At 52.2% G+C, this 9,566-nt stretch carries 8 protein-coding genes; 2 read left to right on the top strand and 6 right to left on the bottom strand.

Going from position 1 to position 9,566, the window contains the following annotated elements; translation table 11 throughout:
- Both UR289_RS09855 and UR289_RS09850 read right to left on the bottom strand, forming a co-directional pair.
- A partial coding sequence (locus UR289_RS09855; protein WP_320709920.1) for a filamentous hemagglutinin N-terminal domain-containing protein occupies nucleotides 1-1,100 on the bottom strand: 1,100 nt, incomplete at its 3' end.
- Between the two features lie 14 nt (nucleotides 1,101-1,114).
- Nucleotides 1,115-2,779 (bottom strand): ShlB/FhaC/HecB family hemolysin secretion/activation protein, encoded by a 1,665-nt coding sequence (locus UR289_RS09850; RefSeq protein WP_320709917.1) that lies wholly within the window; start codon nucleotides 2,777-2,779, stop codon nucleotides 1,115-1,117.
- Nucleotides 2,780-3,318: 539 nt separating this feature from the next.
- Here UR289_RS09850 and UR289_RS09845 point away from each other — a divergent pair.
- The gene (locus UR289_RS09845) at nucleotides 3,319-4,515 is read left to right on the top strand and encodes a tyrosine-type recombinase/integrase (RefSeq protein ID WP_320709916.1); all 1,197 of its coding nucleotides are present in this window, start codon (nucleotides 3,319-3,321) and stop codon (nucleotides 4,513-4,515) included.
- Between the two features lie 27 nt (nucleotides 4,516-4,542).
- Here UR289_RS09845 and UR289_RS09840 read toward each other — a convergent pair whose 3' ends face one another.
- Together UR289_RS09840 and UR289_RS09835 are read right to left on the bottom strand one after the other, a co-directional pair.
- Entirely contained in the window at nucleotides 4,543-4,821 is a 279-nt protein-coding gene (locus UR289_RS09840) for a hypothetical protein (RefSeq protein WP_048957349.1), read from the bottom strand.
- Between the two features lie 58 nt (nucleotides 4,822-4,879).
- The gene (locus UR289_RS09835; RefSeq protein ID WP_032968401.1) at nucleotides 4,880-5,059 is read right to left on the bottom strand and encodes a DUF3606 domain-containing protein; all 180 of its coding nucleotides are present in this window, start codon (nucleotides 5,057-5,059) and stop codon (nucleotides 4,880-4,882) included.
- 234 nt (nucleotides 5,060-5,293) lie between these two features.
- Here UR289_RS09835 and UR289_RS09830 point away from each other — a divergent pair, with 234 nt between their 5' ends.
- Nucleotides 5,294-5,542, top strand: a complete 249-nt coding sequence (locus tag UR289_RS09830; RefSeq protein WP_071602994.1) for a hypothetical protein — start codon at nucleotides 5,294-5,296, stop codon at nucleotides 5,540-5,542.
- A gap of 1,132 nt (nucleotides 5,543-6,674) precedes the next feature.
- Here UR289_RS09830 and UR289_RS09825 read toward each other — a convergent pair.
- Together UR289_RS09825 and UR289_RS09820 are read right to left on the bottom strand one after the other, a co-directional pair.
- Nucleotides 6,675-6,986, bottom strand: coding sequence for an HNH endonuclease signature motif containing protein (locus UR289_RS09825; protein WP_320709913.1), 312 nt, complete (start codon nucleotides 6,984-6,986; stop codon nucleotides 6,675-6,677).
- Between the two features lie 346 nt (nucleotides 6,987-7,332).
- Nucleotides 7,333-9,417 (bottom strand): hypothetical protein, encoded by a 2,085-nt coding sequence (locus UR289_RS09820; RefSeq protein WP_320709911.1) that lies wholly within the window; start codon nucleotides 9,415-9,417, stop codon nucleotides 7,333-7,335.
- Nucleotides 9,418-9,566: the final 149 nt, after the last annotated feature.

Genomic DNA, 9,566 nt, shown 5'->3' with positions numbered 1-9,566 from the left:
TGCCCGCTGCTGACCGCCAGCGCGCCCGCGCTGTTTGTCCCGCCGCCCGTCATCTGCACTTTCCCCGCCGCGGAAAGGCGCATGTCGCCCTGGCTGGCGAGCGTGCTGTTACTGAGCTCCACATCCTGCGAGCTGGCCACGTTCAGCGCACCACCGGCCTGATGGCTGCCGCTGAGGGCCACTCCCGCGCCCTTCGCGCTAATCGAGCCGCTGGCAAGGCTGTTCCTGACCGTCAGTTTCCCGCCCGCATCCAGCTGAATGTCGCCCTGCCGCGCGGTGAGGTTGCCGAGGTTAACCCCGACGCCCGCCTCGCTGGAGACCAGGCGGATACGGTTCGCATACATCCCGCCGAGCGCGCCGGTATCCACCGCCACCACGGGCGCGGCGCCCTCGCCGGCAATTGGCCTGACGCTGCCGTCGGCGCCCACGCGGTTCGCCCCTGCGGTCACCGTCAGGTCGTTCGCATGTATCGCGGCGTTCACTTCCGTTGCGCGCGCAATCAGCGACAGCGCGTCGCTCTTGCTGGCGTCCAGCCCCTGGCCTTCAACCGTGATGGCCCCTTTCGTTACCTCCAGCGCCAGCAGGTTACCGCTGGCGTCAAACTGCGGCTTGCCGGTGGTCAGGGTGACGTTCGGGGTGTTGATAAATCCGCACCCGTTACAGGTAATGCCGTACGGGTTGGCCACCATGACGTTTGCCGCCTTACCGGCGACTTCCGTGTAGCCCTGCAGCTGCGAGCGGCTGGCGCCCGTGACTTCGTTGATGATGCCTGTCGCTTCCCGCCCGGCCTGCAGGTTGGGGTTGTTCTGGATAAGCCCGCCCAGCTGGGTCCGGGTTAAACGGTCCGTGCCGTTGTTGAGGATAAGCCCCTCGCTGCCGACGTTATACTCGCCGAACTGGTTATGCGAGATACCCGCCCCGTTCGGGGTGGCGATGTTGACGACCGGCACCCCGTTCCCGGCCCGATCGACCGTGGTCTGCCCGGCCGGCGTGAGCGCCGCCGCGACGGCGGGTGCCACCGGCTGCCAGACCATCAGGCCGCAGACAATCCAGCTGATCAGACGCTGCGAGAAACGAACGGGTGGGTGACGGGTATCCATAGTCGTAGAGTCTCTTAAAGCATGAAGGCAATGCGCCAGTTAACGCTCACATGATCCGGGCCGAGCCAGTCGGGGTAGCGCAGGGGCGTGCCGACCGAAATCTGGCTGCTGTACCCGCGCCCAGCGCTGCTCAGCCCCACCGAACCGCCCCACAGCGTGCCGGAGGCAAAGCGGTCCTGACGGTCTTTTTCCAGCCAGCCGCCGTCAACGGCGACCGTTGCGCTTACCGCGCCAATCACCGGGAGGGTGAAGAGGGAATACCCCAGCTCGTTACGCCAGTAGCCGCCGTTGTCCCCGGACAGGTACTGCTCTTTAAAACCGCGCACGGAGCTTTCGCCGCCGAGCGTCAGGCGCTCGGCGCCGTACAGCCGGTCGGGCGACCACTGGCCGTAGGCGCTGGTCAGCCACCACGCGTTACGGGCGACTGGACGCTGGAAGCTGGCGTTCAGGCTCCATTTGCGGAACTCTGCCCGCGGCATATCCCCGGATTTATTTTCGTCGGTTTCGGCATTGAACCACGGCATGCCGTGGCTCCAGGTCGGGTTGAAGGTCGCCACGCCGCCCAGCATTTTTTGCGTGTGGGTAATTCCCAGGACCAGGCTCGAGAGGTTGCGCGTGCTGCTCTTAAGCGGCGCGTCGTTAAGCCAGTTGCGGCTGGAGCGCTGAACCACGCCCGCCGCAATGCCGGTTTTGACATCCCCGTTGCGGAAAACCACCCAGGACGCGTTAAGGCGGTGGGTTTTCGTATCGCCCGTGGAGAGCCAGTTGAACCCCTGGTTACTGATGGTGGTCCGGTAGTTACTCCAGGCGTAGCTGTAGTCCAGCAGGCCGTAGCCAGACGGCACGCTGACGCCCGCCTGGAAATTCTGCGCATCGTACGCGCTGGCAAAATCACTGCTGCGCCCGCCGCTGACAAACCATTTATCCGCCAGCCCCAGCATATTATTGGCGGTGAGCACGCCGTTCAGCTGGTTTTCACCGGTGCTCTTCTGCCCGCTATTATCCAGGCTCACGGATGCACTTAACGGAAATTCCGGTTTGCCCGTGAGATTAACGATGGAATATCCGGCCTGCGTTCCCGGCAGAATTTCAATCTGCACCGGCTCGGCGCGCAAACGGTTAATTTGCTCCATCCCCTGTTCGATATCGCGTAAATTAAGGATACCGCCTGTCCGTCCCGGAAACGCCATTTTCAGCATGCGCGGCGTTTCACCTTCCAGACGGATCGCTTCCAGCCGTCCTTCCAGCACCACAATATTCAGCTGGCCGCCGGAGAGATCCTGCTCGGTAAGAAAGGCGCGGCTGGTGATATATCCCCGGCTGATATACCAGTCAGAAATACGGGCGAGAAGCTCCGTTATTTTCGCCATATCCAGACACCGGCCCTGCCACGGCGCAACCAGGGCCTGCTGCGTTTTCGGGGAAATGAGGGTCGTGCCGGAAAGGGTAATGGTATCAATGGTGAAGCAGGGCCCGGCGCCGGCTGCAGGCAGAGGCCTGTCAGGTGCGGGGCGAGGGATACTCCGCTCCAGCTCTTCACGCTGTTGCTGGTTCTTTAATAACAGTTCCTCCTGCTGCTGACGCACGGTGTCCCGGTCAGCAGGAGTAAGGGGGGCTGCATGGCTCAGAGAGCAAAAAAATAACGAGCAAAAAAAGACGGCTTTGCTGTAATAGCGCATATAAAGGATAATATTTTTTTGGTTTTCTTAATTATGCCAGCTCTGACGCAATAGAGAATAGTCTCAAAAAGAGGGCTACTATAATTGGTAGTAGTATTTGCGTTAAGTCTAAAAAAAATAAAAAGTCGTGATAAAGAAGAGTGTAATTTCTGAAATTTTTATTATTCGATCATGGTTCCTTCTTTCACAAAATATTAACTAACCTTCCCAATAATGAGATGTAAACGTCAGCGAGTAGTGCTGATTAAATTACCCGTTACACTCATCGTGCTGCAAACTCTGATGGAGTCTGATATTTCAGTGCTGAATATCGGGGCTCGCGCGATAACGTCTTTGAAGTTATCAATCAATAGCATGACGATATCTGTATGGGAAAGCGTGGACAGGGTAAAAACAGGCAAAGGAAGATAACATCAGGAAAAGCTGGAGCGGGCGAAGGGAATCGAACCCTCGTATAGAGCTTGGGAAGCTCTCGTTAGTCCATCTCAACATTGTACATATTTTCGTACCTGATAGCGTGATCCTATAGGATCGTAATCATGGCTATCAAGAACAATCAGTATCTTTTTCAAAGTCATTGCGGGATCTGGGTTTTCCAAATCTTCGTACCAAAGTACATGCGCCACATATTCGACAACAAACGAGCCTGGAGAAAGTCCACCGGGACGAAGGATATCGACAAGGCGCGACACTTCAGAAATCACATGCTGATTGAGTTCAACAACCTGAAAGCGATGTTGAACCCTGATCGGGAAGATATCCGCATCCAGAATGCGCTCTCCGTCCTCCACTCCACTGTAAAACAGGCAAAGAGTGTACCAACGGCGATTGGCCCCGTCCCAACGCTGGCAACTGTCCGTGATGAATACATGACGGTCTATAGTGAACGCCGGGCATTCTCTACCCTAAGCAAATCAGCGAGGGCCGTAGAAGTGTTTCTCCAGAGTATTGGGCAAGTTGATATTGGTTTGAACAAGATCGGACGCAGAACGGTTACAGACTTCATAGAGGGCCAACAATCGAAGGTAGCGCCCCAGACCATCCAGAACTGGTTAACCTCTTTGGGGAGTCTGTACGAGTTCGCCAAACGTCGATATGACGCAATCCCGGACAGTAACCCGTTTCACGGTCACAACCTCGAAGCACGGCGCACCATTGAAAGTTATCAGCCGTTTGAGCCTGAACAATTGCAAACCCTTATCAGAGAAGCGGATGACGTTCTACGCGATGTCATATTGATTGGGCTGTATTCAGGAATGCGACTTGATGAGATCGCCAGCATCAAACGGGATGAAATTGTAATGTTGGAGGGTGTCAGATGTTTCTTTGTCAGCAAGTCCAAGACTGTAGCAGGGGTGCGGTACGTTCCGATCCACTCTCTTCTGATCGGCATTATTGATAAACATCTGGCAAATAACAGCGGAGAATATCTACTGGCACAGTCAAACAATATCATTCGGAAGGATGGTAAACGGGGGCCGTGGTACAGTCAGAAGTTTACCCGGCTACGTGACAGCACATTGTCCACAGCTACAGATCGGCAGTGTTTCCACAGCTTGCGGGGAATGTTCATAACCTGTTTAGACCGTGCAGGAGTACCAGAACAGCGGATCGGAGCCATCACCGGACACACAGAGCAGAAAGCCAAAACCGAAGCATTCAGGACGTATAGCAAAGGCGCTGGGATGAGAGAGTTAGCCGAATATGTGGAGTGTGTCTATTACCATGCTCTATAAATTGAAGGGGGGGATGCCCCCCCTATATTATCGTGGCCATTCAGCTCGAATACGAGCAGCAACTTCATCAGGAAGGTTATACCAATAAGCATTATTATTTGTTGCATCCACAACAATTAATCTATCATCATTATCCATTGCGGCTTTGACAATCTTCGCTGCATTTTCAACAGAATAGACACTATTGACATACCAATTAGATTCTGTCGCCTTTGCCCAGTTACCCAGCGTTTTAATGGCTGCATGAACAGCCGCGTAATCTTTAGTTTTTATAAGGTCATAAGTAATAAATAAATTATTAGCCATTAACTTCCTCCCAAAGAACAATAAAAAAAAATAAAGCGCCCCGTAAGGCGCCCATATATCAATGGTCTTTAAGCCATGCCTGTACTTTCTTAGCCGAATGACCTACGGCTTGAACAGCTTGAATAAGTTTAGCCTCACTAACGCCAAACTTTTTAGCCCAATCACGTCTTTCGTAATCCTGTTTGATACTTATTAAATCGTTGTCAGGTGTACCGATTTTGGTCTTGTCATCAGCCATTTTACTGATTCCTCGTGATACAGGCTTATGCCTGCACACTACTTATATGACTCCTCTGCCGCTTCGTAAACGGTCAGTTATCAAACAATTGACACTGGTCATAAAACCAGTGAAAACTTTTTTCCGAGCTTGCTAACTTTGCCGCTTCGTTACTATCATAAACACTACATATTGTGTTTATTGATATAGAAAATACAATATATCCAATCATCCATATTGTGAATAGGTATCTGAATGGCAGCGAATAGTAAGCAATCTTCACAAAGCGTGTCTCATTTGGCAGCTGAGACCCTTAACAATCCGAACGCCTCGGCGATTCAGAAAAGTTTAGCGGGTTCGGTACTGTCCCAGGCCGGGACAAAAAACCAGACTGGTGCAGGTATGGAAGCCAAAGCGTCAGCAGCATTGAAAAACCCACGCTCAAGCGATGTTACTAAGACCTTAGCGGGTTCAGTAGTTTCGCAATCGAATAAAAAACGTTAGTTGAGAGAAAGGCCGGGGATCGCCCGGCTTTTTATTCCCTCAATTAAGCCTCCCCCAGCCAATCCTATACATACCTGCGCATCAAATGGTGCTGATCGCTTGTATGCAGGTTATTAAGTATCACCGCTATATTTTTATGGGTGACTAAATCCAGGTTTGGCCCTGCCCTGTTGAGGTGGAAAATATCTTGTAGTTTGGGCAGATGTGCCAGGCACCCAAACACCCCGCCCCCTGGGGCCTATGTGATGTTTTAGAAATATCAGGGCACCCCGCCCGGGTGGCTCTCTGTACGCTCCTCTGTGGCGTCATCTCACCTTCACCTATACAATAAAACACTGCTTTTAGCCTTGCGTAGCCCACAGGCCCGCATATTCGCTTACAGAGGATTATTGTTATTCTGGATGGGCCTCAACTTACAGATTGATTGATATTTGCACAGCCATTTAACATAATGACCGTTACACGCACCTTTTTAACAATAGCGCAACAGATTAGACCTGTGCACTTCTGAAGGTTCCAACCTCTTAACCTCCTGTAGCGCCCTCTACAGACACAAAACCTAATCCGTGATCCTCGTTTCAATCTTACATTCCTGTATTTCCGATCCTCCTGTGAGTAACGCCGTTCCCCTGTGGATAACTCCCACGCACTAAACCCCTAATCTCCCCTTTCGAGGCGTCCGCCTCTTCAGGCCCTTTCTTGTGGCAAAAACACATTTTGGTTTAGGGCAGTGGCTACCGCCCGGCGTTTTTGAGATTGATTATCACTCTCACCTATAGATGAGAGTTGCTCTCAATTGCAGGTTTTCGGGGTTTTGACTTTCTGAGAAAAATTATTTTGGGGTTAAGCATGTGAAATGCTACGCACACACCGTATGAAATTATAATTGTTTCACAAAAATCAAACAGTTAGTAACTCTAAGGGAGGCAAGTCTGTACGCTTTACAATCAATAATGACCTGTACGCCCGATCTTTTCCCCGATTAAACCGTATTTAACGCTATTTTAATCATTGCCGTTTCCACAATAAAAAGGGGAGACCTTCCGGCCTCCCCTCTTCTCTTACTTCCTTTTACGTCTGCCCTTCCGGGCCTGTCGTTTCTGTTCTGCTATGTAGGCACCGATCAGGCTCATCACATCACCCCCGTTTTCATCAGGCGCTTTACAGTCGATTCTGTGATGTACGGATAGAGGTTATCGATCCGGTTATTGGCCTTGTTCCCATCAATGTGGCGGATTGTCACACCCTCCGGGATACGCTTTCCATGTAGTAACCACACGATGTTATTGATTGGGTACAGCTTGCCCAACGATGGCACCCAGGCACGGGCGACCCGGCCCGCCTGCATAACTCCGGTGTCTTTGGCACAGAAGCGGACCATATACCGCGCCGATTCATCATAGGTGAAGTCAGTCAGATCTACGTTATCAGGGGTAATGGTCATTTACTCCACCCCTAGGAAGAAGCGGGTAGAGAGGATCGGCTTTTGTCCGGTGGTCGGATTGACCGGGCGATTCTGTGGCTTTGTGGTGTTACTGGTGAGGCGGGAACGGGCTGAAAACATTGTGAGACTCTCCTATCAAATAGGAGTAGTCGCGGGCCGGGGTTCTTCCCCGTGTCTCAACTCTAAGCGGTTGGGAACGTCATGATCTTGTTTACTACTCAATAAGATACCAGTTTACAATGCAATACAATGAATTGCAATACACACAATAATAATCCTGTCAACTTTTTAAGTTTTTATTTGTGACGAACGACAAAAAAGGAGCCCCGAAGGTCTCCTCTGTTTACTACTGCCCTGTGGTTAGCATGTTCATGTGTCCCCGTTCCCGGTCATCAATCTCCGCATTAACCAGATCCTTAACTTTGCCGTCATTAACGTTTACATTCACCTGTAGGGGTTTCTGGTCAATAACAACAGTCTGGGTTTGATTCTGCGGTCTTACCGCTGATTGGGCAAGGCTGGAGGGGTTGAAAGTAGGCACAGGGGCCGGGGTTACTTTCAGATCCTTAAACGGGGCCAACGCCGGGAGGTTATCCGGGACCTGTAGAGGTTTTGGCGCATTTGGGGCCTTGCCGCCGTATTCCTGCGGGAGGAAAGCCTTAGAGTCAAAATCAAACAGATTTTCCCAGAATCCTTTTTCCGGCTGTTCTGACTTGGGAGTCATATCACGTGACCCCATGTAACTATCCTTAATGCCTGCTGCCGTACCGTCACCGCCTACACTCGGAAGGATATGGGAGAGCCAACCAAAAAGGCGCACAAAAGAATTTAGTACGTCTGCGGATGCACGTCCCAGGCCCTCCATAACTGGGGCTAGGCTTTCCATTGCTTTGGTCAATTCATCCGAAGAATTATACGCCTCAGCAAATCCCAACGTGAAGTTATCAGCCAGCCCGCTGGACGCCTGGCCCAATACCATCATACTGCTCTGGAGGTTCCCCACCTGCTCACGCTGTGAGGCTGTGAGGTACAGAGAGGAGTTCTTAACGGTTTTCAGGGCGTCCGCTGCGATCTGCCCGTTCTGGTCAAAGGCCCGTAAAGTCTTAGAGCCATCATCAATCAATTCACCGAAGAGGGTCATCTCCCCATCGGTCAATTTATAGGTTTTCTGAAGTTCGCGGAGGTAAGACAGGTAACCTTTGAAATCAACCGATTGGAGCCGCTTGATCACGTCTGCCCCGGCCCCCGCCTGTTTGGATTCAACCAGGTTGGCGACATCTGCCAGCTCACCGCCGCCGGAGTATGTGCGGTTCCCTTGCTTGTCAGTTTTCCACTGCCCCAGAGACAAATCACCTTGTTTATCAAGATAATCTACAAACTGATCCTGTAACTTATCGAGAGAGATTCCCGCCCCTTTCTGGTTTGCTGCCAACAGGATCGCGTCTGCGTCTGTGGCGCTTACTCCTTGCTCTTTGAGGCCGCTGTATTCCTTTTGGCGTTCAAATGATTCCCGGAGTGTGGAGGCTACCGCCATTGAGGCACCCGCTACCGCTAAGAGTCCCGCCGCTGCGGATGCCGCTGCACCGGCGAGGCCAACACCCACACCCGCCGTTACTCCTTTGGACCTGCCGCCAAAGTTGCCGCCGTGTGTTCTCTGGTTAGCCATACGGCGACGTAGCCGGGCTTGCTTCTGTAGCTCTTGGGTGATCTTGCGTAGCTCGAAACGGGTTTCTTGAGCGTTCAGGGCTTCACGCTGCTGTAGGTCCGCAACACGACGCATCTTCAGGATCGCCCCTGTTCTCTCTGCGTTGGTGAGGCCCTCAATGTTCTGTATTTTGTAGGCTTCAGATCGGATAGTCAGATAACGCCTACGGGCATAATCAAGGCGGCGCTTTTCAGCCTTGCCAGCTTCACGGGCGAGCCTTGCCTCTTCCTTTTTGGATTGTCGCATAGCTTGGGCTGCTGCTTTCGCTGCATTGGCCTTAGACTCTGGAGAATGAGCATTGATCAGACCCTGGACCGTGGGAACCATTTCCGCCGCTGTTGGTAACTGCTGGAGGACATGTGGCCCACTTTGCCCGGCGAAGCGCTTGCCCAACTCCCGTTGTAATTTGGTCTCCTCACGTAACTGATCGGCGGTCTCTTTCTTCCGTTGGGTGGCTGTCTTAGCGGAGATTGCCCTCTCTTTCTCCTTGGCGGCGTTCAGGCGGTTCTGTGACGCCAGGCGCTTGGCCTCCAGATTGTTGGCTTGGATGATGGCTTTACTATTATCGAGTTGTTGGCGGCTGCGGGACTTAACTTTCTCGTTTACTTTGTCCCATTCCTTGCCGACCTGTTTGATCTTGTCAACCGTGCGTTGATAGCTCCCCTTGTCCACATCAAATGTGGTGCGGTTCACTACTTTAGTGACGATCACGTTACTACTTGCCATAGGGCATCCTTAGCCCATCTAGGGCAGAAAATTGTAAATGTGAGTCAGTACAAAAAGCGACCAGATAATCACCTTCCAACTGATCAAAAAGCAGTCGATTAATAAAAATTTCATAGGCTGAAACTAGCAACGGCAAGGGCCATAGCTCG

This window comes from Enterobacter sp. 302C9, assembly GCF_034106085.1.
In the GTDB taxonomy this organism is placed as follows: Bacteria; Pseudomonadota; Gammaproteobacteria; order Enterobacterales; family Enterobacteriaceae; genus Enterobacter; species Enterobacter asburiae_B.
This window is presented reverse-complemented; position numbering and strand designations above follow the sequence as displayed.

Bases quoted from the DNA above. Each gene is read 5' to 3' on its own strand.
- UR289_RS09850 (WP_320709917.1), bottom strand. From the start codon at position 2,779: ATGCGCTATTACAGCAAAGCCGTCTTTTTTTGCTCGTTATTTTTTTGC.
- UR289_RS09845 (WP_320709916.1), top strand. From the start codon at position 3,319: ATGGCTATCAAGAACAATCAGTATCTTTTTCAAAGTCATTGCGGGATC.
- UR289_RS09840 (WP_048957349.1), bottom strand. From the start codon at position 4,821: ATGGCTAATAATTTATTTATTACTTATGACCTTATAAAAACTAAAGAT.
- UR289_RS09835 (WP_032968401.1), bottom strand. From the start codon at position 5,059: ATGGCTGATGACAAGACCAAAATCGGTACACCTGACAACGATTTAATA.
- UR289_RS09830 (WP_071602994.1), top strand. From the start codon at position 5,294: ATGGCAGCGAATAGTAAGCAATCTTCACAAAGCGTGTCTCATTTGGCA.
- UR289_RS09825 (WP_320709913.1), bottom strand. From the start codon at position 6,986: ATGACCATTACCCCTGATAACGTAGATCTGACTGACTTCACCTATGAT.
- UR289_RS09820 (WP_320709911.1), bottom strand. From the start codon at position 9,417: ATGGCAAGTAGTAACGTGATCGTCACTAAAGTAGTGAACCGCACCACA.